19 protein-coding genes and 2 pseudogenes are annotated in these 25028 nt (G+C 59.5%); 11 read left to right on the top strand and 10 right to left on the bottom strand.

Annotation, left to right across the window (positions count from 1 at the left end; translation table 11 throughout):
* Positions 1-206: 206 nt before the first annotated feature.
* The 7 genes from BPNPMPFG_RS37565 to BPNPMPFG_RS37535 all read right to left on the bottom strand — a co-directional run bounded on the left by BPNPMPFG_RS37565 (position 207) and on the right by BPNPMPFG_RS37535 (position 10082).
* Positions 207-1886, bottom strand: coding sequence for an alpha,alpha-trehalose-phosphate synthase (UDP-forming) (locus BPNPMPFG_RS37565; protein ID WP_258598878.1), 1680 nt, complete (start codon positions 1884-1886; stop codon positions 207-209).
* Between the two features lie 1948 nt (positions 1887-3834).
* The gene (locus BPNPMPFG_RS37560; RefSeq protein ID WP_258598876.1) at positions 3835-5703 is read right to left on the bottom strand and encodes a secretin GspD/PilQ domain-containing protein; all 1869 of its coding nucleotides are present in this window, start codon (positions 5701-5703) and stop codon (positions 3835-3837) included.
* A gap of 304 nt (positions 5704-6007) precedes the next feature.
* Complete coding sequence (locus BPNPMPFG_RS37555; RefSeq protein WP_183455427.1) at positions 6008-6538, bottom strand: hypothetical protein; 531 nt, start codon at positions 6536-6538, stop codon at positions 6008-6010.
* Between the two features lie 41 nt (positions 6539-6579).
* Complete coding sequence (locus tag BPNPMPFG_RS37550) at positions 6580-7695, bottom strand: hypothetical protein (protein WP_258598874.1); 1116 nt, start codon at positions 7693-7695, stop codon at positions 6580-6582.
* A 48-nt stretch (positions 7696-7743) separates the two neighbouring features.
* Positions 7744-8748, bottom strand: coding sequence for a type III secretion system translocon subunit SseC family protein (sctE, locus tag BPNPMPFG_RS37545; RefSeq protein WP_258598873.1), 1005 nt, complete (start codon positions 8746-8748; stop codon positions 7744-7746).
* A gap of 7 nt (positions 8749-8755) precedes the next feature.
* On the bottom strand, positions 8756-9292 hold the full coding sequence (locus tag BPNPMPFG_RS37540) for a SycD/LcrH family type III secretion system chaperone (protein WP_183455424.1): 537 nt from the start codon (positions 9290-9292) through the stop codon (positions 8756-8758).
* A 4-nt stretch (positions 9293-9296) separates the two neighbouring features.
* Positions 9297-10082 (bottom strand): hypothetical protein, encoded by a 786-nt coding sequence (locus BPNPMPFG_RS37535; protein ID WP_258598871.1) that lies wholly within the window; start codon positions 10080-10082, stop codon positions 9297-9299.
* A 921-nt stretch (positions 10083-11003) separates the two neighbouring features.
* Here BPNPMPFG_RS37535 and sctI point away from each other — a divergent pair.
* The 6 genes from sctI to BPNPMPFG_RS37505 all read left to right on the top strand — a co-directional run bounded on the left by sctI (position 11004) and on the right by BPNPMPFG_RS37505 (position 15596).
* Positions 11004-11423, top strand: a complete 420-nt coding sequence (sctI, locus tag BPNPMPFG_RS37530; RefSeq protein WP_183455422.1) for a type III secretion system inner rod subunit SctI — start codon at positions 11004-11006, stop codon at positions 11421-11423.
* Entirely contained in the window at positions 11420-12193 is a 774-nt protein-coding gene (gene sctJ / locus BPNPMPFG_RS37525; protein ID WP_258598870.1) for a type III secretion system inner membrane ring lipoprotein SctJ, read from the top strand. Before sctI ends, sctJ begins: the two co-directional genes overlap by 4 nt.
* 61 nt (positions 12194-12254) lie before the next feature.
* Positions 12255-12926, top strand: a complete 672-nt coding sequence (locus BPNPMPFG_RS37520; RefSeq protein WP_258598869.1) for a hypothetical protein — start codon at positions 12255-12257, stop codon at positions 12924-12926.
* Complete coding sequence (locus BPNPMPFG_RS37515) at positions 12905-13561, top strand: FliH/SctL family protein (protein ID WP_183465861.1); 657 nt, start codon at positions 12905-12907, stop codon at positions 13559-13561. Before BPNPMPFG_RS37520 ends, BPNPMPFG_RS37515 begins: the two co-directional genes overlap by 22 nt.
* 101 nt (positions 13562-13662) lie before the next feature.
* Positions 13663-14928 (top strand): type III secretion system ATPase SctN, encoded by a 1266-nt coding sequence (sctN, locus tag BPNPMPFG_RS37510; protein ID WP_258599085.1) that lies wholly within the window; start codon positions 13663-13665, stop codon positions 14926-14928.
* A complete protein-coding gene (locus tag BPNPMPFG_RS37505) occupies positions 14925-15596 on the top strand; it encodes a type III secretion protein (RefSeq protein WP_258599084.1) in 672 nt (223 codons plus the stop codon). Before sctN ends, BPNPMPFG_RS37505 begins: the two co-directional genes overlap by 4 nt.
* 1050 nt (positions 15597-16646) lie before the next feature.
* Here BPNPMPFG_RS37505 and BPNPMPFG_RS37500 read toward each other — a convergent pair.
* From BPNPMPFG_RS37500 to BPNPMPFG_RS37490, 3 genes are all read right to left on the bottom strand, one after another.
* Positions 16647-18545: an autotransporter assembly complex protein TamA gene (locus tag BPNPMPFG_RS37500; protein ID WP_495885015.1), complete on the bottom strand. Its 1899-nt coding sequence runs from the start codon at positions 18543-18545 to the stop codon at positions 16647-16649.
* Positions 18546-18566: 21 nt separating this feature from the next.
* Entirely contained in the window at positions 18567-19103 is a 537-nt protein-coding gene (locus BPNPMPFG_RS37495; RefSeq protein ID WP_258598866.1) for a hypothetical protein, read from the bottom strand.
* Between the two features lie 565 nt (positions 19104-19668).
* The gene (locus BPNPMPFG_RS37490) at positions 19669-19932 is read right to left on the bottom strand and encodes a hypothetical protein (protein ID WP_183455413.1); all 264 of its coding nucleotides are present in this window, start codon (positions 19930-19932) and stop codon (positions 19669-19671) included.
* A gap of 1317 nt (positions 19933-21249) precedes the next feature.
* On the opposite strand from BPNPMPFG_RS37490, the gene BPNPMPFG_RS37485 reads away from it, so the two are divergent.
* The 5 genes and pseudogenes from BPNPMPFG_RS37485 to BPNPMPFG_RS37465 all read left to right on the top strand — a co-directional run bounded on the left by BPNPMPFG_RS37485 (position 21250) and on the right by BPNPMPFG_RS37465 (position 24914).
* Positions 21250-22179, top strand: a complete 930-nt coding sequence (locus tag BPNPMPFG_RS37485; RefSeq protein WP_413776945.1) for a LysR substrate-binding domain-containing protein — start codon at positions 21250-21252, stop codon at positions 22177-22179.
* A gap of 58 nt (positions 22180-22237) precedes the next feature.
* Entirely contained in the window at positions 22238-22942 is a 705-nt protein-coding gene (locus BPNPMPFG_RS37480) for an IS6 family transposase (RefSeq protein ID WP_258598863.1), read from the top strand.
* 54 nt (positions 22943-22996) lie between these two features.
* Positions 22997-23560 (top strand): annotated as a pseudogene (locus tag BPNPMPFG_RS37475) (beta/alpha barrel domain-containing protein); the annotation flags it as partial.
* Entirely contained in the window at positions 23557-24162 is a 606-nt protein-coding gene (locus BPNPMPFG_RS37470) for a thiamine phosphate synthase (RefSeq protein WP_258598861.1), read from the top strand. The pseudogene BPNPMPFG_RS37475 and the gene BPNPMPFG_RS37470, both read left to right, overlap by 4 nt.
* Positions 24132-24914: pseudogene (locus BPNPMPFG_RS37465) on the top strand (hydroxymethylpyrimidine/phosphomethylpyrimidine kinase). The gene BPNPMPFG_RS37470 and the pseudogene BPNPMPFG_RS37465 overlap by 31 nt, the downstream one beginning before the upstream one ends.
* Positions 24915-25028: the final 114 nt, after the last annotated feature.

The following is a 25028-nucleotide window of genomic DNA, read 5'->3' as shown; positions in this document are numbered from 1 at the left end:
TGCCATCACGACGGATCATCGCCGGCGCCCGACGAGGCTTATCAAAATGCACCCCGAGGGCGGCCAGATCGCCGATGCAGGCCGCCGAAAGCCGATCGCCGTGCATCAAGGCGGCTAAAATGTTACCCGTGAAGGCGAATAACATTCCTGATGAGGCACTCGGTAACAAAATTAGGTGAGGCAACACGACACATGGTCTGCTACGCTCACGTCGGCAGGACCCAATGTCTATCCATTGCGCGCTTCAGCGCGGCGTCCAACTCGGAGCCGGTTCTGTACAAGGGCAATTGCGCCTGGTTGATCCAGCCGAAGCCGAGATGTCGGAAGTGATCCGCTGGCACCGTGACCCGGCCTTTGTCCAGTTCCCGAACGAAGTCCGCCGACCAATCGTGGATCGTATATGCTTCAAGTTTATCCATCATCCCCCGCCAGCGTTGGACGCGCTCTTCGCATGGCATGTTGGCCGCTTTGGAAATCGCGGTCGCGATTTCGTCAGGGCGGTTCGGATCCACCACCAGCGCTTCGTTGTGATTGAAGTCTTCGGCCGCACCTGCAAACTTCGATAAGACCAGAACGCCGGGATCGCTCGGATCTTGCGAAGCGACATATTCTTTCGCTACCAGATTCATGCCGTCACGCAAGGGTGTCACTACCCCGACGTGCGCGGCGCGGTAATAACCCGCGAGTTTAGCTTGGGAGAAAGGTTCCTTTTGATATTGAATCGGCTCCCATTCGCCGATGCGATGCTCGCTATTGACCTGGGCGACCAACCTGTCGACATTCTCCTGATACTCTCCATAGCCTTGGACGTCGGCGCGTGAGGGCAAGGCGATCTGTAAGAGCGAAATGCTACGCGGCTCGGCTGCGAACACCTGATTGAAGGCCTCGATCCGGTTGTCAATACCCTTAGTATAGTCGAGCCGATCAACGGCGATGGCAAGCTTCGCGCCATCGCACTTCTTCCGCACAACCGAGATATCCTTTTCGTGCTCCACGAGCGACTTCGGAGCATATTCTGAGAACTGCTTGGGATCGATACCGATCGGAAATTTTTGGCAACGTGTCCGACCACGCTCCGAGATCACTATGCCGTTCTTGCTCTCCAATCCAAGATGGGAACGTAGGCAGGCAAGGAAGTTATTCAGATCACAGTTGGTCTGAAAGCCGAGCAGATCGTACTCCAGCATCGATCGCATTAGTTCACGATGATTGGGTACTCGCTCCACCATGTCAGGCGCCGGCCATGGCGTATGTAGGAAGAAGCCGATCGGACGCTCCATGCCGAGGCTATGCAGATCAGCGCCTAACGGAATAAGGTGATAATCATGCACCCAGAATGCGTCGCGATCCCTAAAGTCGAACGCCGCGCGAGCCATGAAGGCGTTGATCTCGCAATAGCTTTCATAATGCTGCCGCGAACCCGAAATTCGGTCGGGCAGCGAGTGAAACGCCGGCCACAATGTCGAATTCGCAAAACCTCCATAGTACCCAGGATAGTGCGCGCTCGGCAGATCGAGCCTCGCCACATGCCCCTCGCCACGTGGCATGAGTTGCACAGTCGCGGCGTTGTCATCGCTCAAATTGCCCGAGGACCCCATCCAGAGGGCGCCTAAACATCCCACGACAGGCTCGAGGGCCGCGGCTAGGCCGCCCGTCTTCGGTTGCAGGGGGTCAAATGTCGAAACGCGGTTTGAGATGACGACAAGCTTTGGTTGCTGGGCTGCCTCACCGAGATGGTCCTCTTGCTGGGTAGAGCCAACACAAGGGGAAGGATCTGCGCTGGATGCCGGCGCTGGGTGCTGTGCTGCCTCGCGCAGGTGGTGATCAAAGGCTGCATGCTGCATGGGTGAGGCTGCCGCGTAAACAGTGTTATTGATTCTATCCATTTTACATCTCCGTCTAGATCTCGAGTTGATGCAGTCTTGGAGATTGCAGCTGCTAGTCGCGGACTTTTGAGCTCACATTAGGAGGTCAGCTTTCGAGAAGCTGACGAGACTGAGAGCCATTGATGGGCCCGTTCATTGGCCCTATGAGCGGCCGAGCACCCCTGCCTGATACGCAAGCGGGGCTTTACACCCGTACGCAGGACGACGGACCGGGATCGCTGCGGGGTTGAGCACCAGCATCAGTGGCTCGCCCGATCTGCGGGGTGGCCTCCCCCTCCTGGCTCCCCCGTAGCGGTCTTCCGGCAATAAACGTGCCTGCGTGACCCGTCCACGGCGAGCTCTACGCATGTTCGGCTCTTCGGGCCACTTGCTGAAACCGTTCGGAAGGGTCGCCAACTCGAGTGGAAAAAAGCGAGAGAGCCCACGGGCGCGTTTGGCGCGGACAACAACCCCACTGGCGATCGCGCCTGCGGCTTGGCAGTAGCCTTCGTCCTTCGGCCAGTTGCTGAATCCATTTGCGAGATGCGATAGGTCCTGCGGAATAAACCCAGCGATCCGGGTACCGCGGCGAACGATCTCATTTGCGATTGCGGCTGTGGCTTGGCGACAGTGCGCCTCTTCCGGCCACCTTCTGAAACCATTTGCCCGTAACGACAGATCTTGACCACTCAGCTCACCAAGTACTCCGCTTTGTTGGTGACAGATTTGAGCGATTCTGATCGTTCCGTCGCGACATTTCGTCGACAATGGGTCCCGACCGAATGACAATGCGAGGAGTGAGTGCGCTTTGGGTTCGATCTGCCTCATCAGCGCGAGATCGAGCCCCGATATCCGAGCAGCAAGGGCCCTGCAAGCTTCTATTCCCGCCTGCCCTCCCGCATCCTTGCTCACCGCGTTGCATGTGGTGGCGTATCCCCATGACCGCCCCGCGACGATATCGTCCTCCAACCGCAAGAGGTATTTGCTGTCAAAATCGACGGCGGCCTTTTGTAGAAACGTAGTTTTATCCGGCATCCGCAGGCGGTTGGAACACTTTACTACCTCTGTCGAGAATCCACAGATGTTGCGCGCTTGATAAATTGCTCTTAGTGCGGCAAGAAGCTCGTCTGAATAGCGTGGAGCAGGTCGCTCAAAGCTTGCATGGACACTCGGCGCGGCTACGGCCGTCCGATCGCCGCGCCAATGCTCGTCACCGGAGCGCGAGGAGCCTTCTTCCCGATTGAGTGCGCCACGATCGTGTCGCTGGGGCAGGCGCACGACCGATTGCGAGCCCTCGGCCGACTGATCGCCGTGCCAGGGTTTGTCTCCGAAATGCGAGCAGCTTTCCTCCCTGCGCAAACCACGCCGCCTCCCACGTGCGCCAACAGAGGGATCGGGAGACGCGTCGTGCAGGATATTACCGGTGCGAACGGGTCCACCCTCTGGAGTTTCAAGGTCCGAGCGCGTCCGATCCATGAGCGAATTGAACTGTGGGCCACCTTCTCCAGAGGCAGGATCGCGGGGCCCAGCTGTGTCCTCCGCGCCGCTGACTCTGACTTGCCAACTGTACGAGCTGCCAAGTCGACCAATACCCGTCATAGTCCAAAACAAGTACAAACGAGAATGCAATTGACCACGGTCATTCCTTCCGAATTGTCACGCTTTGGGTGTCCACATGCTCGTGCGACTAGTCTAACGGAAGCGACTTGTGGTTAGCCGAGACCTTGTTTTTGGCGCATTACACTTGCACCAAATCAGTTGCGGCAACACGGCATAAAAGTTTAACCATTTGAAGTAGTCGATCTGCCCGGGAGTCGAACGCGCGCATTTCCGTTGAGAGGACGCGGCGGCTTCGCCTCGCATAGCGACCCCTGCAGCACAGAGTTGAGCGACCCATGGACAGCCCGCGCCCCAATCCGCAGCCGAGCCAGTGAGAAAAACCACCGCCGGTTGGTCAGCTGCTCCCATTTCACCGTCGCCTTGGGACCGGCCGTTGCGGCTGAGCTGCCGGCGTTAGCCGGCGGCCCAGGTCGGGGGCCAGCAACTCGAACTTTTCACGCAGCTCCTGCGTCAGCGCTCTTGCGTCGGCGTCACTGTCAACCACGCGGGGGTTGAGCAATATCAAGAGCTCAGTCCGTTCCTTGCCGTATTCCGTGCTGCGGAACAGTCCCCCTAAAAGCGGAATGTCCTTCAGCACAGGAACCCCGGAATTGGCTTGGTTAGTGCTATCTTGCATCAATCCGCCGATAGCGATCGTGTCGCCGTTTCGCATCGATACGGTACTCTGGAGGCGGCGCACCGAAATCACCGGGGATTGAACATTGGTAAGCGTGTTCCTGTTGCCGGTGCTGACCTCCTGAAACGTGTCGAGTGTTATACTACCACCGGCACCAATTCTGGGCGTAACAGCCAAGATCACCCCTGTGTCGCGCATCTCGACATCGCTCACGATGGGTGAGTTTTCGCTTATGTTAGATTGCGATGATCGGACGAGGATCGGGACCTGATCGCCCACCTGGATCGTGGCGGTTTGATTGTCGACCGCCAGAATGCGAGGAGCCGATACAACCTTAACCTCCCCAAGCGCGCTTAACCCATGTAACACGATGTTGACGTCCGTGCTGGGAAACACATACGACAAACCATTTGGAACTGCTCCCAAGCTCCTGGTGGAGAGAAGATAGTCCACCCCGTAGCGCAGACTATCGTTCAGCCGCACCTCGGCGATGATGGCTTGGATGAGAACCTGTCGAGGCTTGACGTCGAGCTGACGGATCGCGGCCTCCACGATCTTGTAGTCGTGCGGTGCTGCCAGCACTACCAGCGCGTTCTGTCCTTGGTCCGCCTGGATACGCACCGGCGCCGAGAGGCCAAGGCGGTTCGGTGACATCCCCCTTTCGTCCACCGGATGTATACTTGGGACATTCGAATCGGGCATTTCGGCTGGCAACCCTGGCACATTTACCGGCAGGCTTGCTTGATTGGATGCGCCACTTCCCACGGATAGGTTCCCGAACCTTCCCGCAGGCTGTGCACGCGAGACGGCACTGATCGCGTCAGCGCCGAACGTTTGCGCCAGCACCTGGGCCATTTCCGAAGCCCGCCGGTACAGCAGTGGGCGCACGTGAATGTTAGCCGTCGCCTCCGACGAACTATCCAGTTTGATGATCGCTCGGCGGACCTGCTTGAGAGCTGCAGAATCTTCTGCCACAACAAGGATACCATTCAGTCGCTCTAACGCCGCAAATTGGAAAAGGACTCTGTCCTGGCCATTCTTCGTAAACAGCAAACTGAGTTCTCGCTCAATGTCGGCCGGGCTCGCTCGAGACAGCTTATACAGTGCGAATGACTTGTGAAGCATAGCGTCGGTGTCAAAAAGGCCGACCAGTTCCCGCACAGAACTCACGGATCCGGGCGGCCCACTGACAACAATCCCCCTCCCTCCGGGCGCTGGCGTAAGATGCACACCCTCCTCCAAGTTCGGTCGGATTACCCCGATGACCTCAGCCGGATCTACATACCGCACAGGAATAACTTGAACGTTGCTCTGCACGCCGCCGGCGAGGTCGACCAAGCGCCCTACCCGAACTCCTTGATCTCCTGCAGCCAGTCCATAGCCATGCGGCGCCAGTGCTTTATCGAGCAGCCGTGGCACCTCACTCGCGGGCACCTGGCGGGCTGTATGAAGGGTCATTTTCCCTCCAACTCCAGGATCGATGGTAACGGGCATGCCCATAACGTCGCGTACGACATCCTGCGCGACTTGGCGGATGTCCGCATTGGAATAGTCGAGGCTTACGCGCCTGCTATCCGATACCACCGGCAGCTTCCGTTCCACTGTGGCTGCGACTGGCTGCGCCGGCCTCTGCCCGGGCACTTCAAAGCCTCGACTCTGAGGCCCGCTAGTTTCTCGCACATGAGCGGAATCGGACGGGACGAAGGACGGCGAATTCAGCAAAATCCCACGCTCGGCAATCGTACCACCGCCGTAGCACCCCCATAGAGGTAATAGTAAGCAGGAGAGACAAAGTAATGCAGTATCCCTGCCAGTAATGGCCATCAGTACACACACCCCGCTCTCTCAGCTTAGATTCGCGAACCGGGGATTTTTATCCTGTCCGCCTCGGCAACCAATCCGCTCATTACCTGATATTGGCGATGATGTTCTCCTTGGCCTTGCCATCCTTGGCCACCAAGTTGGTCGCGAGTTCAACACACCGATTTACTTTGTCCAATAGAGACTGCAGGCGAATGAGCGCCATCTGCGATTCGCTATTTTCGGTATCGATGCGCGCCTTCAGGTTGGAGATAGCGGCATCGAAATCCGACTGAACACCGGAGGTATCGCCTGCTTTCTGCTCGATAGCGATGCCGTTCGCGAGCATCCACTGATGGGTATTCTGGGTCTCGCCGTGCGCGTCCACAAACTCGCCATACGACCGTATTCCCTTGTCGTCAGGCCGGTTAGCGCGTAGCGCGGCCAGAGCGGAGTTCGCGGTCTTTAGCCAATCGTTCCGCTTCTGCATGTCGTCGAATTCATCTCTAACTTGATCCTCAAGAAGACTAAACCGTTCTATCTGGACTAGCAGTGCCAACGCGCTCAAGTCGCCCCCGGCCCGGGGGATATTGGACGCATCGCGAGAAAGTTGATTTGGGGGGATCACGTTTGACATTGCCACTGGCCTTTCCTGCGCAGATTACCTTGTTCCTGCTCTCACCCCATGTTGACGATCTTGCTCCTCGTGTCAGCGTCCGCGCGTCTCACTTCGGAAAGCTTTTCCAGAACATCCTGGATCATCTTTTCATACGCTAACTTGAATTCACTCTCGTCGTCGGCGCGAGAGCGCATCTTGGTACCCTCCGCTTCCAGCTTTGCCTTTTTCTCCTGCTCACCGGTTGCCCCCATTTTGAATGCGGCACCTGGGATCTTACCGACCTCGTTCATGCCCGTGGCGAGGCCGCTCCAGATCATGGTCGTCTCGTGGGCGACTTGCTGGGCTTTGTAGATCCTAGTCAGGTCAACGGGGGGCGGCTGGCTAGCCTGTAGGGATGGCTCTGGGACCAGCTTCGGTTCAGGCTGCTGCAGGTCAGCCCGGAAACTCGCTTCCTTTGAACCGCTGAGCTTCGCATCGAGGCGAGTCCGTGCTTTGCTCGCGCCCTTAGTGCTCACGCGCGCACCGGCTATCGCGAAGGCGGAGGTTAGGAGCGTGCCGACCAGCTCACGTATCCCAGAAGCGCGAAGCGCTCTGTAGATCCTATTCTGGTCAACGGCGGGCGGTTGGCTGGCCTTCGGAGATGGCTCTGCGGCCCGAAAACCCGGTCCGTTCAAACCGCTGAGCTTCGCATCGAAGCGAGTCTGTGCTTTGCTCGCGCCCATAATACTGACGCCCGCACCGGCTATCGCGAAGGCCGAGGTTAGGAGCGTGCCGACCAGTTCACATATCCCAGAAGCGCGAAGCGCCTTGGCAGCAGCTTCCTGTGCGGCAATATCGCAGTCACGCGCGGCCTGCCGGTCCAGTCTTGCAGATTCCCGCAACTTCAGACTGAGGCTGTGCAGCAACGCACCAACTGCATATATATCGACCGAGGCGAGCCGTGCTCCCAGACCGGTTTCGGCACCCTTGTTTTGGACGACGATGTCTGCCAGCGTTGGCGAACCGGCCGATGCCAACTTGAAAAGATCGGCCGGTGTTGTTATCAGTTCGCCGTACCTCACACCCATGCCATTAGACGTCGCGGACATAGGCAAAAAGGGCCAATGTTCATCCAAATCCCCGCCCGGCAGACGAGGGCCGCGACTGTCGTTTGCTTGTACGACAGTGTGTAGCATGCATACTCTCCTAGCGTTCTGGTAGGTCTGGACAGCTATTATCGCTCGTCAGCCGATATGCCGTATGACGGTTGACGCGGATCGACACTGCGCCTCGATGGCATCGACAACTCTTTGCGTCATGGTCTTGATGCCGACAACCAATTCCTGGATGCGCGCCATTTCGTCCTCTTGAAGTTGGGCCAGCCTGCCGAGGAATTTCCTGATATCCAGCGTCTCCACCCGGGCGTTCGTCGCCTGATACTTGAAGATTCCGCTCACGAGCCCTGCGCAGAACTCGGCTGCCGAAGCAGTACCTTCGCCCGCCAGAGCCGCTGTCGCAAGCCGCTGACTTACATTAGCAATCTTCGCCAGCTTATCGCCCTGGCTTGTGATCTTCGTGGCAATGCTCGTCACCGCATTCCACCCACCAGACACGGCACCGGCACCCACCATGCATGCCGCCGAAGGAGCAAGGATGATGAGAGCCGTAATGATAGAGGCCCAAATCACGGCGCAATCCTCCGCCATCCCCTGGTCTTCGATGAGGCTCTTCGCAATGGCCTGCGTCATCCTTTCGATGACCCCCGTCTCGGTCAGGGTCCCCACTGCCACTGCCACTGCTGCGGCCGAAAAGGCGAAAATCCCGCCGGTGACCACCGCCGCTACCACCGACAGCGCGACCGCAATCCATCCAAATATCCTCGCGGCGCTCGAACTCTTCTTCGCTTCCCTCAACTTCTCCGCCGCGTCGATAATGTTTCGGGCGATTTTCTCGTTCTGCTGCTTCTGCAGTTCACCCCGGTGCCGTATATCCTCCATACCCGCGGCAGCCTGGCCGTCGGCCATCTTCATCTTGAGGGCTAGAAACTTCGCAGCCAGTTCCATCGCATCAAAAGCCCGTGGTGGGGGTAGCGTTGGGACCGCATCCGACGCCGGAGCGCCGCCAGAGACCGGTGGTAGCGCAAGTTCAGCGCCCGACTTGCTAAAACCAGCCGAAAAATTGCTGAGGGGAGCGTCGACCTGAGTTAGCACCCCTGCTTTAAGTAGCATTCCACCGATCGCTTCCGTCATGCTTACGTTATGCATCGCTGCCTCTTTCACATGCTGATTCGGGCCTGAGCTGGCGCAGCATCAGCGACGCGTGCTGAGCGAAAGCTCTATGCTCAGGGTTCCCGCCGCTAAGCGCCAAAACGCTCTCAAGCGCGCTCACGGCTGCCGCCGGCTGATCGAGCTTGATGAGACATTTCGCAGCGCGAAGCGGGATCTGCGGATCCTCGTCGTTCAGCAGCGCAGCCAGTCCGTAGGCACGCACGGCATTTGCTGAATCGCCCAACATTTGACTGGCAGCACCGAATCCGAACCAAAATCTCGGGTCGATGTACCGGTGTATGCACAGGAAACGAAAGAAGCTCAGCGCCTCGCCGTATCTACCGGCGGAATAGAAACGATGGCCGAGCGCGTAGACCGCATCGAGTTCGTCATCCGTGATCCCAATGACAGCCGCCAAATCCGTACGCCCTCCGATGATCTCTTCCGTAAGCCGTGCCAGCCGTCCAGCCTCAGAAGTGTCCACTTCGCCACCGCCCGTTACTGGCTCCTCTACCTTCTGCGTCACCGCCTTAGACCCTCTGCCGCATGGGCTTGACGCGCGGCCCACGTACCGGCAGATGATTGGACATGGGAGTCATGACGTCCCTCAGCACCGCCTGCCGCTCACATGTGTAAGCTTGCCGAAAACCCTCGTCTTGAGCCTCAACGAACGCGGAAATGACATCGTCGGTGATGGCATAGTCGCCGAAGAGCTCAGCTTGCCGACCGAACTGCGCCTGACCTTCTCTCAAGAAGCTCTCCACCTGCGTGATCGTTTGCCGCGCACTCTCCAGCGTCCTATCGACATCTTTGCCATCCGTACGTTGATCCGCGGGATCGCAGGCATTGCGCCAATGAACATCGAGGTCGCGGGCGAAGTTTTGATCCCTGGAGAGCAGCGACTGCTTAACGCTGCGATGCCGACGGGAGATTCCATCCCAATAAATAACCGCATTACAGAATGACGTCATTTGTTCTCTTACAACCGTCCGATCGCCATCGACATTATCAATGTCAGCCCACAGGAGCAGAGCACCGCCTCCATCAGCACAGAGCGCCACCTGGGCGGAAACACAGTAAAGCAGGTTCTCTCCGAGCAATTCACGGATCTCCCCTTCATTGTCCGGCAGTGTCTTTGCAATCCTGCTGATTAGTCGCGCCGATCGTAGGCCTGTCGCCTCAAGAACGATCCCAACATCGTCGACGGCAAGCTCAACACGCGCCACATCCACGGACGAGGCGGAAAAACGATCTGAACTCTTCAACAAGTGCCCCAAGGCCACTGACATGACATGCTCTGTCGATGTTGGCGTCACGCCCTCATTCCCTTCTTGCTCAAGGTGAGAACTTTACCGTCAGTGACTTGATGGCGTTTGCGCCCCAGTTCCCACCGATGGATCACCATAGATGCAGCAGTAGTATTCAATAGCTCAAGGTTCACAGAACGACCAATATTATAACAATATGCATACATAAGAACGCGCGATGGCAGCGGAGAAATGTGATGGATGAGGAGCACGCTGTCCCGTTCAGTGCCATAGGAAGAAACTATGGTTGCATATGTAATTTGTATTTGTGCGTGGAGTTGTACGGAACAACATAAGCGGTAAGAATATGATTCTTATGCGTGCTTACCAGTTGGCAAACCCTTTATCGAAGTGGCCGCCACCGTATTGATTGGCCGTCCCGGATGTAAGTTAAGGAGCCGTGTTCGGGAGCGATGAAGAGGTTCAGGCAGGTCAGAACGGTCCGTAGCCCGATGGAATAGTCACCGGAAATGCGCGCAAACGGCGGAGAAAGGGAGTTCGATATACGATGTCTCCTTGGTGTACATCTGTATCATCCGAGAGTAGCACTGAGATCGGGGGCGGCTTACGGCGAAAACTTGCCGAAGCGGCATTCTTGGCTTGCATCTCGAACGACGTAGTGCGGGCAAGACGGATTGCGAAAGGACTTAGCGCTCTTGCGCCGGGCAGTAGGGAGTCCGTTATCGCTCACGCCGTTGCGGATCTGACGGTAGGGGATATTGAGGCAGCGCTGGAGCAGCTTCGTCCGCTTTCGGATAGTAATGATGCATACGGGTTAGCGTTCAAGGCGCTGGCTCTCCATCTTGCCGGACGGCTCAGCGAGCGCGATGCTGTACTCAGACGGGTTCCGGGTGGAGATCCTGATGTCGATGGACTCGTCGCCGCTTTTGGCAAGCACTCGGTGGGACATGCTGTAGAGAGGGACATCTGGTGAGCAGCATCAGCCCACTCGCGGTGACGTCTGTTTTGCCAACGGACGCTGCATTTGTATCGGAGTTACCGACTGAATCCCTTGACGCCTTTCGTGCCGAATTCCATCGATCCGAGTTGTCGCCACACCACGACCAGTCAGCGACCGATGCAATCGATGAGTCGACCGAGGTGGCGCGCGGATCTGGCGTCGCCCGGACACCGGGAGACGCCATCCTCAGCAGCATGGAGAAGCTAAGCGCCAGCTTTACCCACGCCGTGGAAGCCGCTCATAGCACAGCGGGCATGGAAGAAATCCACTCAGGCGACTGGCTGAACGCACAGCTCGCGCTCTCAGCTTTGTCCCTGGAGTGCGACATGTTGGCAAAGGTGGTCGGAAAGGCCACGCAGAGCCTGGACAATTTCCTGAGAAACCAATGATCTACGCTGATGGATGGCATGACTTTGTCTTGAAGCGGCTGGCGACACTTCTCTTGTTGTTGACGCTGGGGAGCTGCGAATCGAAGCTCGAGCTGTATCGCGATCTTCCGGCGCACGAAGCGAACGAAATGCTCGCACTACTCATGAGTCAAGGCATCTATGCCGAAAAAACGACAGACAACAGCGGCACTGCCTCGTTGTCAGTAGATATTAGGGATGTTCCCCCTGCCATGGAAGTGTTGAACGGCGCCGGACTGCCTCACGACCCCTACGCCGATATGGGCAGTCTTTTCAAGAATGAAGGCATGATCTCATCCCCGACAGAAGAGCGTGTGCGTTACATTTATGGCATCACACAGGAGCTGTCGCGGACCCTGTCCATCTTCGATGGCGTGCTCAATGCCCGGGTCCATGTGGTGTCACCCGAAGAGGCGAGTGACGATCGACGACCGTCCTTCCCCTCGAGCGCTGCTGTGCTTGTCCGTTACACACCCGGCACTACGGTCGATCAGATGGTACCAAAAATCAAGGAGCTCGTCGCAAACAGCTTGGCAGGCCTATCCTATGAAAGGGTCTCCGTCGTCCTCGTAGAGGCAAGCCAGGATAATGCATTGCGTTCCGTCGATAGAACGCCCGTTGTCACGTCACAACATAGTAGCGCACCACCCCATCTGGTGATCGGGCTTGTATGCGGCATAGCGGTATTGCTAATCGGCAATGGCGTCCTCGCGTTCCTGCTATGGCGTCGCCCCCGTCAGACATCTGGATAGCGGCTCAGTGAGATTAATCGTATCGAACAATTCAGCAGTGATCACCGGAAGATCAGACGCGATGTCGGATGAATGGCTTGAAGCACCGTGGGCGAGGGCCGTGATGTACTGCATTGCCGATCCTGCCGCTGATCTCGATTTCACAATGGTGCATGGTTGGCCCGAATGGATGCCGCTGGATAGTGCTCACACGGACCCGTTCACTCGTGTTAAGCTTGGGTGCTGGCTCCTTCGTAGCCAAAGGGATGAACCGTCCGCAATCATTTTCGCTGGCGCCGCGCGACGAAGCCGGCTCGCGTTCCTCCCGGCTCCAGACGCCGTGCGCCTTATGCGCCTGGCCGGCGCCTGGGTGGGTGCATCCGGCCTTACAAGACTTCTTCGGACGAGCGAAATCGTGGCCGCTCGCGCTAACCTCGGTGAAGAAGCCGTCGCATTCGCTTCGCAAGCCGCACTTCTGCCGCGGCCGACTGCCGAACTGATGTCGGCGCTCGGTGTTTCTGACATTCCGTCAGCGCCCAGCGCTTTGCTTCAATGCGGCGCGGCGATGTTCGGTCTTGCGATTGGTGACATTCCGCAAATGCTGCGGACTCGGTTGGGCTTGCGCCGGCCCGCGCCAATCTGGGCGGCGGCGGTGGACAAATGTCGTGACGACAATGCTGGCGAGGACGCATTTTATGCGATGCGGCGCCTGATCCGTAAAAGGATGCCCCAATGGTCGCATTGGTTCAGCTGACACCTGCATCGGCCGGTATCCTCGGCCCTGGGCGAATCTTGCCGGCCGGGAGCGCACAGACACTGATAGATGCCGAGCAAGTGCTTACACAGGCACGGCGCGAAGCTAATGCGCTCATCGATGCGGCGCGCGGATCTGCCCGAGCGATCGAGGTAAGGGCCAAAGAGGCTGGCCTGGCTGCAGCACAAGCGGCAATCGAAGCCCGTTTGACCGCGATCGCCACGGATTCTCTGCGCATTATGGCGCAGAATGAGGCACAGATCATCGACATGGGCCTGCAGATCGCGCGCCGCATCATCGACACTATCGAGCCGGTGGAGGCGGCAGTGCAGATCGCTATGCGCGGTCTGAAATTCGCGGGCCACAACTCCCTCGTCCGAGTACGTGTGGCACCGTCGCTCCTAGAGGCGGTCCGCAACCGGTTAGACGAGATCCTCCCGACCGCGACATCGCGCGCCGTCGTCGACCTGATCGCCGACGCGCGCGTAAAGGATGCGGGATGCATTCTCGAGACCGATGCCGGACTGGTCGACGCCACGATCGAGAGCCAGCTTGCGGCGATCGAAAGCGGCCTGCGTAGCGCCCTACTAGACTCTGCAAAGCCAAACCATAGTGATGTCGGAACACCAAGGTGATGTCCGAGCCAGCCGAGCCGACGGACGCTATTTCCCCCGAGCACGAGAACATCGATCGTTTCTTCCAGCTCGCAAAACGAGCAGTTGCGCAGGCTTCGACAATGCACGTCCGCGGCCGTGTCCTCCAGATCGTTGGAACGGTTATCCGTGCCATGGCGCCGGGCGCCCGCATCGGCGACCTTTGCACTCTTCGCAATCCGGGGAACAACTTCGAACTGTCGGCGGAAGTGGTTGGCGTGCAGTGCGACGTCGCTATACTGACACCTCTAGGGGAAATGCAGGGCCTCTCCACGCTCACTGAAGTGATCCCTACGGGAAAGCCGCTCATGGTACCAACCGGCTGGAACTTGCTCGGCCGCGTACTCGACGGTTTCGGCCGACCTCTGGACACATCCACCAATGGGCCTTTGCTTCCGGAAGACCGGGTACCCGTCTACAGGGAGGCACCGGATCCCTTAACCCGGCGTATCATCGACAACGTTCTTCCTGTCGGCATCCGGGCGATTGATGGTCTTCTAACGTGCGGCGAGGGACAGCGTATCGGCATCTTTGCCGCTGCGGGCGGGGGCAAGAGTACCCTCATGTCGATGCTGGTGCGTGGCGCAGCGGTCGACGTGATCGTGATAGCTCTAATCGGCGAGCGTGGCCGGGAGGTGCAGGAGTTGATCGAACACAGCGTCGACGCAGAAGCGCGTTCGAGAGTCGTTCTTGTCGTCGCCAGTTCCGACCGATCCGCAACGGAGCGAGCCAAGGCGGCCTACGTCGCGACGACGATCGCCGAATGGTACCGCGACCAAGGAAAGCGTGTGCTGCTTCTCATGGATTCGGTGACCCGTTTCGCGCGTGCACTGAGGGAAATTGGTCTTGCGGCCGGCGAGCCGCCGACGCGGCGTGGTTTCCCGCCATCGGTTTTTGCTTCACTGCCGCGGCTTATGGAACGCACTGGGAACAACCACCTTGGATCCATAACGGCCTTCTACACCGTGCTTGTGGAGGGCGATGATATGGCCGAACCGGTGGCCGATGAAACCCGATCTGTCCTCGATGGTCATATCGTGCTCTCACGCGCCTTGGCGATGTCGAACCACTATCCCGCTATCGACATTCTGGCCAGTGTGAGCCGCGTCATGAGCGCTATCGTGTCGTCAGACCATGAATTGTTGGCGGGCAGCCTGCGGCAGCTGATGGCCAAATACCAGGAGGTGGAACTGTTGGTACGCGTTGGCGAGTACAGGAAAGGAGCCGATCCGCTCGTCGATGCAGCGATCGCCAAGATAGACCAGGTGCGAAGGTTCTTGCGACAGTCGACAAATGAGCAGATCGGCTTCGACGCAATGCTCGATGAGCTTGCCGCGTGTCTGGCATGACTCCCAACCCCGTGGACCGCCTTCTCGAATTGAAGAAAATGCGGCGCCGCCGCGCCGAAGATGCACTGCGCCTGAGGCACACGACTCTCGACAATGCTGTCGCGGCTGTCGGAACCGCCTTGACGGACCTTCGTAGATGGCGCGAAGACCTTCCCGCTCGCGAAGCCGCGCTATACGACCCTTTGATCGGGGAAGCCGCCGCGCTCATTGATCTTGACGAGGTGAATGCGAAGATGATCTCGCTGCGTCAACACGAACAGCTACTCCAACAGCACCTCGAACAGGCAAGGGCACAAACCGACTTAGCTCGGCAGGCACGTGAGGAGGCGTACGGCACGGCGCGTGAGGCAGGGCGCGGGGTTAGCAAATTCGAGAGTCTCGTTCGAGCCCTGCGCTCCGACGCCACCCTCGAGGAAGAGCGCTCAGCGGATTTGGAATCGGAGGATTTCGCCCAGAGGCAGACTCGTTTAGGCAGGGAGCAAGACGATAATGTGTCGGTGAACCTGCATCCGATGTGGAGCGGCCATTCGTTGTCAGAATTCACGGACCGCGATTGCGCGGATCCCGGAAAGCGATTTTGGTCGGTTCTCGGCTGCGCCATCCTAACGGACGTCGAGAGGGGCCATGTCGAGGCTGACACAAGCGAGACGACTTCTGGCGGCCGTTGAGCCAACGGGACGAAAGGGACACCCGAAAAAATACCGGCGCCAATATGCATAGCCCCCGGCTGTCGCAGCCCATGGGACGGATGCCTGTGACGGCTTCGGCTCATTCCACAGACCGTTTAAAGAGGGCCCCGTAGGACCACCTTTCTTCGGGGGTATCGTACCACCCAGAGCGATGTGTTCGCCGCCACCTTCAAAGGAGCCGCGGAGCACGATCGCAACAGCTTCCGCACTTTCGATCGGAGTCACCAAACCAATCGCGAGGCCGGCCTCGCGTAAACCGGCCGGTGGACGCAAGATTGCCCCGCCGACGTTACCTCATGTGACCGTGTGTGAATGTCACGCGTGCGAAGCCAGCGGCGTTTGGCGGAGCATCGGCTCATTCCACATCGCCCCCGATCGCCTCGCCCGACCCGGTCCCCGAATGATGATGCGGAGCCTCATCTGGCAGATCGAGCAGGTTGGCGAGCTCCGACGTCTTGGCATTATATCGAACTTGCTGTCCGCCGACAAAAATGGACGTTCGCATCGACATTGGCTTGCTTTGCGTCATGGCGGGCGACGTTGAGCACCGCCTCGACCGTCCTCGGCGCGGCTTCGTTGCTGGCCAAGGGCATTTTCCGTTGGTCGATCTGCCTCATGTTGGAAACGGAGCGGCAGCGTCGTGGTGCCGCCCTGCGTGGGTGGCTGCGTACCGACCACGGCGGACTTGCGAGTTGGAATGCGCTCGGCCCCGATGCGATCAGCGCAGAAACTCTTGGACAGCAGCGCCAGCGGCCACCAATGGATGGCCACTTCGCGCGCCACCAGCCAAGCGCCTTCGCGGTCTTAGCACGAATGGTCGACGCTGAACGCTCCAGAGCAGATGCCGTCGATGCCGCTGCCCGTGATCTTGCGTTCGTCGCTCGAAGACAGGCGCTAAATGATGCCGGCGAGGTTGTCTTGTCCATGCTCGTTCCTGCCCAGGACGACGAGCGCCCCAATCGCTCCGCCTACCTCGATGAGCAGCGAGTAGAGGACAATGCCAAGGATGCGCCTGAATATCTCCATCGCTCAGAACGCCTGTCCCATGCCGGCATAGATGCCGAAATGCGGGTCATCGGGACCCCGGTTGAACGGCACCGCCGCATCGATGCGCAGCGGCCCGAATGGCGTGAAATAGCGCAGGCCGACACCGGCGCCGACCTTGACGTCGGAAAAGTTGGGAACCGACATATTCGATACCGTACCGGCATCGACGAAGGGCACGATGCCGATCTTGTCGGTGACGGCGATCCGCATCTCGAGCGAGGTTTCGAAGAAGGATAGGCCGCCGATAGGCTGGCCGGTGAAGTCCTTCGGGCCTATGCCCTTATAGCCGTAGCCGCGCACCGAACCACCACCGCCGGAATAGAAGCGCCGGTTGGCCGGCACATTCTGAAACCCGGTGCGGACGATAGAACCAACCGCGACCCTTTCGGCCAGCACGAACTTCGAGGCTGAATCCAGCGACTGATAGGCCGATCCCTCCCCCGTCAGTAGGAGGAAGGCCGCGCCGCTCATGATGTCGCGGCTGGGATCGGCAGAGGTCAGTACCCGGAATCCGCTGGTTGGGTTCAGCCGGTTGTCTCTGTCGTCGTAGACATATTGGAGCGGAATGCTGGCGATCAGATATTTGTGCTCGCCGAAAGGATCGGTGATCTCCGAATAGTCGAGCGCGACTTCCGCGGAAACCGTCTGTTGCTTGTCGAGTTCATAAGACAGACCGGTGTTGCCCTTGACCGAGAAATGCTCATAGGCGTCAGGGTGCTCGAGCACGGTCTTGACGCCGGCGAAAAACTTTGACGCCGGCCCGATCATCTTCTCGGACATGATGCCGGCATTGTAGTTGAGCTCGCTCGGCTTGCTGCCGATACCGCTGATTGCGCCCTCGATGCGCAGTTTTTCGGCACGGCCGAACAGATTGCGGTGGCCCCAATAGCCTTTCAGGTCCAGGCTATCGGTGTTAGAGAAGGTTCCGCCTAGACCGAAATAGCGCGGCTTGCGATCGCTCACTTCGACGCCGATCGGGACGTTGCCGTCGGCATCGAGACTCTCGGCCTCCTTCAGCGTCACGCTGTTGAAGACTTCCAGCGCGAGCAGCCGGTCACGCGCCTCGTCGACCTCTTCCGGCGAATATTGGCGGCCGCGCTTCAGGCCGGTCATGTATTCGGCGAAATTGCGGTCGACCTTTTCGGTGCCTTCGACCGTGGTGTTGCCGTAGCCGGCAGCCGGCCCGGCGGCCACGGTCAGCGTCACGTCGAGCGTCGAGGTGGTGTGGTTGGCGACGATCTGCCGGTCGGTGACCTCAGCGAGCGGCATGCCCCGCTCCTTCAGCGTCCGCACTATCAGCGCCTCAGCTTCGAGGACTGCGCCCGAACTAGCGTCGCCGCCCGATATCAAACCATAATCGGCACTCATCAGCCCCGCCGCATCGCCCTCCAGCCTGATGTCGCCAAGCGTGAATTTCGGCCCGGCCGCAATGTTGATCACCACCGGAATCGGCTGCGGACCCGAAAATTCGGCGTCGGGCGGCAAATCGTCGAGCGGCTTGCCTTCGATGGTGATGGTGACGACGCCCTCGTAGCGGGCGTCCGCGTAAAGTGCGGCGACAAGCTGGTCGCGGTCGCCACGGGCCTTGGCCAGCAGGCCGAGCGAACCAGAGACTGGACGTTCTTCGTCGTCTTTCAGCGCCGAGGCGTTTTCGAGCTTCTCGGCGATGTCCTCGTCGGCGTCGGGCGCCTCGATGGTCACCGTGTAGCGCAGTGGATCGACGGTGTCGGCGTCCTCGTCGCTGGAAGGCGCCCACAGCTTGAGGCCGAACAGCTCGAACGCGGCTGCGGACCTTGATTGCGCGGCCAGCGCGGTCGAGCAGACCACGGCCAAAAGCAGGGCGTGCAATAGCGCGCCGCCTGGGGCGCTACCCACTGACATCTGCCTTCCATACACGGGCATTTAGCACAACCTAGGCAATAGTCCTGCCAAGGCGGGAGCCCAATGCTGCGGCTGGGCAAGTCCGTCGGCAAGAGCCGCGATGAGCCCTCGTAGCTCGCGCGGAAGTGCCGCCACGCCTGTCCCGAAGGCTTTGAGAGCCCTGCCACGATTCTCGGGGTCGCCGATGCCTTCGGCCAGGACGACGAGACGTTGCTGAAGGTCGGGGGCAAGCCCTCTCAGACCCGCACCAAGGCCCATCAGGGCCGAGCCGCGATGCCTGGCGTTTTCAAGTCCCTCGGCGAGGACGACGAGACGTTCCTGGAGCTCGGGCGCAAGCCCCGCCACACCCGCTCCGAGGCCCTGCAAGGCCGAGGCGCGATGCTCGGCCCCCTCAAGTCCCTCGGCGAGGACGACAACACGCTGTTGGAGGACGGGGTCCAGCCCGGCCACACCCGCTCCGAGGCTCTCCAGGGCCGAGGCGCAAAGCTCGGCGTCGTCGTCAAGTCCTTCGGCGAGGACGACGAGGCGCTGCTGGAGCTCGGGGGCAAGCCCTGCCATGCCTACTCCGAAGCCCCATAAGGCTGTGACGCGATTGTCGGGGTCCTCAAGCGTCTCGGTGAGGAGGATGAGACGCTGCAGGAGCTCTCCTGCTGCGCCCAGGTGAGGTAATTGAAGTTGGCCGCGAGTGATTGGATCACGCCCCCATACAGAAGCGGGGCAAGGCGATCCTCGACGCCAGGGCGGTCTTGCGTCAACCTGTTCCAGATAGCCTGAGCCCGGATAGCCCTTTCACGCCCTTCTTGAGGCATCCAGATTGCCGTAGTGGCGTGGTACATCTGTTGATTCGTCTGCGACATGCTCAGAAGATCGGTCGGGCTGAGCCGCTCAGCAATCTGACAGAGTAGCTCCTGCTGCAAATCAAGGACTCTGGTGTGCCGCATGCGGCGAGAGGAGGAAACGCTTGACGCTTGAGGCTCAGAGCGTGTGTGCGCTACAACAGAACGGGATGATTGTCCGGGTCCTTCAACCCCAACAGCCGGTGGGGCGGGAGAATCATCCGTGATATCACCTTCGATGGCGCTAAATATCGCCATGGGCGCCTTGCCACGCTCGTCAATGCCCGTCATAATTCACCTCCTATCGACCAACAAACTGAGATCATCTGGTCGCCAGCTTGAGCTGGTTGATCTTGCCCTCGACGGATAAATTGATTTGTCGGCAACGAGGCGAGCTGCCCTGTCGGAGGAAGCCGGTTCAAAAGCCGCCAGTTCCAGCCGGCCCCGAACAATTCAACATTCTGTCGGTTGTGCACTGTGGTGGCGAATTTCAAACCGCCAGAAACAACCTGCATTATGCACAGCCTGATGTGTAGGATCGTCTTCATCATCAGATGCTTCCAAGCAAAAAACGCGCCACTTGAGGGATCGATTTGATCTCAGCATTCCCGGCATACCTCGATGCGGATTTCGGCACTGGCCACGGCTGCGATCCTCTTCTTTCGGTGGGCGCTGGTTGCCTTCCCAACAAATTGGCGGATTGTCGACATTCGGCATGTCTGCTTCGAGCGAAGAAATAGATGCCAGATGTGAAGCGGCGCGGCATTGCCCAGCAGCGGAACCTTTCCCCGCGAAGAGGCTCGGACCGTCCGTTTTCCTAGTCGGTTGATGATTTCCCCCGAGAAGACCTGTCCATCGCTCCCATCCGCCCGATCCGGCATGCGCGGCAAGCGTGCAACGAGGTCAGATAGAGCCCCTTGCCGCTTAGGCCCTCCGGGCTGAAGCGGATATCGGGCTGCGGACGTCGCGACGAACAGCGGCGCAAAGTGGCCTGGATTTTGCGCTGTGGTTTATCGCAGCACGACAAAGTTAGTTGCAGAAGTTCCAGTCCACCAAGTGGCGTCGTGAGTGAATGCTTCGCCTACGCCGTTCCGCCTGGCTTCCTGCGATTGGTGCTGTCCGTAAACTTCGAACAGAGGCGTGATTATGAAATCAGCATTCAGGCAGAACTCGACCAAGAACCTTATCCTGAGTTCCTCTAGAGCCCCCCCTATTGAGCCAGCGCCCCTCTGTAGCCAGGAACGTGGCTGTCCCTCAGAGTCATGTTGAAGCGACGTCCGACTGTGTCGGCCCCAAGCATCGAGCAAGGGACAATCACAGATCAGTCTGCAGGCATTGATGTGCCGCCGGAACAGCGTCGCTTTCTTGAGCCGAACGCCTTGCACCTGACCACCCCCTCGAACCAGATGATGAGGCCAAGCGCGTTGATGGCGCGGCGACAGGCATGCGAGGTGAATCAGGCTCGTTCCCCAGGCTTGGACTGCCGGAGGCCGGACTCTGCTCGTGATCGGACGCGCTCTGCGCGGGTATTGGCGCAAGTGGAGGGAGTACGAGTTCGGTGTCCTCATAGAAGACGAAGAGCTGCGGCCGCTCGTTGTCGCTGCGGCCTTGGAATGCGCGTCTTTCCGACGGTGGACCGGTAGCGGCCCAGCGGCGAGGCGAGCCGGCCGAGCAAAACTCTTCATGCGCGCTTGAGGGCGGCGATCAAATTCTCCTTGCGAAGTACGGAGCCCGCCGCATCGCAAAGCAGAGGCTCGCTCGCGATTCAGAGCCCATCAAAATGGGTCCTCTCGGCCTATTTGGAAACCTACTGCCACAAGCGGCAACAGGCGTAATCTAGCTCTATTCAACCTTGACAAGGCTATCCCATGCAACTACGCCACCTCAGATATTTCGTGAGCATCGTCGATGCAGGGAGCTTCTGCCGGGCAGCGGCCACCATTCATGTGGCCCAGCCGGCCCTCAGCCAACAGATCGCTGGCCTTGAAGCCACGCTCGGCGCCACCCTGTTGCACCGGAGCGCACGCGGCGTTTGCCCGACCCAAGTGGGCAAGATCTTCTATCGGGAGGCCGTCTCCATCTTGCAGCGGGTAGAGCAACTGCGCGGCATCGTTCGCTCCACCGGGGGAGAGCCAGAAGGTTCAGTGGGGCTCGGTATTTCTTCGTCGCTCGCGGTCTCCCTCGCTGGCCCCTTAGCTGGCGCCTGCAGGACAGCACTCCCCAAAGTGACCCTGCGCTTGGTGACCGGTGACTTTCTCCGCATTAGCTCGCTCATCGAATCGCACGAGCTTGACGTTTGCCTGGTCTTCGAGGACACACCCACCCATGGTGTTTCCCGCAAGCCGCTGTTCCGCCAGCGCCTCTATCTGGTCCGGCCTGCCAATGCGGAAAATGTGGCGACCTCAGTGTCCCTCGAAGAGCTGGCGGGACTTCCTCTTGTGCTGCCAGCACAGCCGCATACGATCCGCGTCGCACTGGACCGGGCGTTTGGAGCGGCCGAAGTGATACCGAACTGCGTCGCGGAGGTCGACACGTTCTGCGGCGTGCTCTCCTTGGTCAAAGCCGGCGTAGCAAGCGCGATCGTTCCCAAGGGGGATTTCTCAGACGTTCCAGGCTACGAAGCTCTGAGGCCTGTCGTCATCGATCCACCGATTCATCTGACAGTATGCCTCATCTCATCCGCCCACATGCCGCTCACCTCCGCCGCCGAGGCGGCAAGTGCCTTGCTCGGCGCGCAGCTAGAAAAGCACCTTAGCGAAGCGTGCCCCCCCGAATGGGAGCGCGTCCCAACTCAGTAGTTGCGAAGGTGCTGTCACATTGATTGAGGGGTAAGGAAATTGAGGTAGCAGCGCGCCCATGACCGTGAGCGCACCGACCTACAAGAACCACCGCTATCCGATCGAAATCGTGGCCCGTGCTGTCTGGCTCTACTTCCGCTTCAATCTGAGCCTGCGCGATGTCGAGGAAATGCTGCTCGATCGCGGGATCGTCGTTTCCTACGAGACCATCCGCCGATGGTGCCGAAAGCACGGCCCTGATTATGCGCGCCGCATACGCCGCAAGTCGCCGACGAAAGATGATGTCTGGCATCTGGATGAAGTCGCGGTGCGCATCAACGGTCAGAAGTGCTGGTTGTGGAGAGCGGTTGATCAGGACGGATATGTGCTCGACGAGATCGTCCAGACGCGTCGCAACACCAAGGCCGCCAGGCGCCTGCTGACGCGACTTCTGAAGAAGCAGGGTCTGCCGCCAAAGTGTATGATCACCGACAAACTGCGCTCCTACGGGGCGGCCCAACGCCAGCTCATGCCGAACGTGGAACACCGCTCGCATAAAGGCTTGAACAACCGGGCGGAGAATTCTCACCTGCCATTCCGAAAACGGGAACGAACGCGACAGGGTTTCCGGTCGGTCGGCTCATTGCAGCATTTCGTGTCGATCTTCTCCGCCGTCCGAAATCTCTTCGTCCCATCCCAGACCAACCGCTCCGCAGCACAAATTCGAACCCATCGACGCCAGGCAATGGCCGCGTGGGAGGCCGTGAGTGCACGGCCTGCCTGAAAAGCGCGGTATCGGCCTCACGCGGCCACATTTCAAACAACGTGACAACGCCCTGCTGGCTGCCACTCCGTCAAGGAAGCGGTCACGACCGCGAAAATGGCGCGTGAGGTCTTCGGTACGAGCTGGATCAAGCTCGAAGTGATTGGCAACCACGACACGCTACAACCGGACGTGTTCGGCCTGGTCGAAGCCGCCCGCATCCTGTGCGAGGACGGTTTTACGGTATTCCCGCACACCACCGACGACCTTGTTGTCGCCGAGCGGCTGCTTGGGGCGGGCTGCAAGGTCTTGATGCCGTGGTGCGCACCGATCGGTTCGGCGCTTGGGCCGGTCAACATCATGGCGCTGCGCTCGATGCGCGGCCATTTCCCAGGCGTCCCGCTGATTGTGGACGCTGGGCTCGGACGGCCGTCGCACGCGGCTACCGTTATGGAACTCGGCTTTGACGCCGTGCTCCTGAACACGGCGGTCGCGAGGGCGGCCGATCCGGCCGGCATGGCGCGTGCGTTCGGCAAGGCGGTCGAAGCCGGTCGTGAAGCTTTTCGTTCGGGAATGCTCGAACCGCGGGACGTCGCCGTGCCATCGACGCCGACAATTGGCAGGGCAGTTTTTTCATGAAGCTCGATCCGTTCTACCTGATCGTCGACAGCGCTGCCTGGATCGAACGTCTGGTGCCGCTCGGCGTCAAGCTGGTGCAGCTGCGTATCAAGGATAGCGACGAGGCCACTCTGCGGACGGAAATCCGCCGCGCGAACGACGTCTGCGCGGTCCATGGCTGCCAACTGATCGTCAACGACTATTGGCGGCTCGCCATTGAAAAAGGCTGCGACTTCGTCCATCTCGGCCACGAGGATTTGGCCGCGGCCGACCTGCTGGCGATCAAGTACGCCGGATTGAAGCTCGGACTTTCGACCCACGATCACGCCGAACTGGAAACAGCCCTCGCAGCCGAACCGGACGATATCGCGCTCGGCCCCATTTACCCGACCATCCTGAAGAAGATGAAATGGCGCCCGCAAGGGGTCGAACGGATCGGCGAATGGAAGCGCCGGGTCGCGCCGATCCCATTGGTTGCCATTGGTGGCCTCAACCCTGACCGTCTCGACGGTGTCTTCGCAGCTGGTGCCGACAGCGCGGCGGTGGTCACCGACATCACATTGAATGCGGATCCCGAACTGCGCACGCGGGAATGGATCGAAAAGACGGATCCATGGCGCTGAAGCGAGAACCCCATGTGCTTGTCGTTGGTGGGTCGGACTCCAGCGGTGGGGCTGGAATTGCGCGCGACATCGAGACGATCGCTTCCATTGGCGTGCGCACCTGCCTTGCCGTCTCTGCGCTGACGGTGCAGACGCACAAAGCCGTCATGGAAATCAGTCATTCGTCACCGAGTCTGGTGGCCGATCAGATGCGGGCGGCGCTGCAGGCCAACAAGGTGGCGGCCATCAAGATCGGCAACGGCCGAGATCATCGTGGCCGTTGCCACAGTGCTGCGTGAAAATCGCACGTGCCGGCAATACTGGACCCGGTGCTGGCGTCGACATCAGGCCGGACGCTTCTGGAAGCCGGCGCCATCGCCGTCATGAAGCGCGATCTGATGCCACTTTGCTGTATTGTCACACCCAATCTCATCGAGTTGGCGCTCCTTGTTGGCTCGGAACTGGCGGTGGATGAGGACGGCGCAGTGTTGCAAGGCCAGGAATTGCTGAACGCTGCAGCGCAGGCCCTGCTGATCAAGGGCGGCCACGCATCGGGACATCGATCAACCGATGTTCTGTTGCGCTTCGATCAAGAACCAATCCGCTTCGACACACCGCGCCTGATCTCATCGATGCGCGGGACGGGTTGCATGCTTGCCAGCGCGATTGCGGCGCATCTGGCCAATGCGAGATCGCTTCAAGATAGCGTGCGCGAAGGCAAGCTGTTCGTGTTCGAGAAGCTCCGGAAACATGCAGCCGAAAACAGCGAGTGACCGTTTTGCGGCGGTTTGCCGACCACCACATGGGAGCGTCTGACGAGCGATCTCCCTTCTCCAAAGAAAGCGAGTTCGAGGGGCCTCTGAAGGAGCGGAAGAACTCGCGTTTCC

The organism is Mesorhizobium sp. AR07 (assembly GCF_024746815.1).
In the GTDB taxonomy this organism is placed as follows: Bacteria; Pseudomonadota; Alphaproteobacteria; order Rhizobiales; family Rhizobiaceae; genus Mesorhizobium.
The sequence above is the reverse complement of the archived record's forward strand: the minus strand, read 5'-3'. Positions and strand labels throughout refer to the sequence as shown.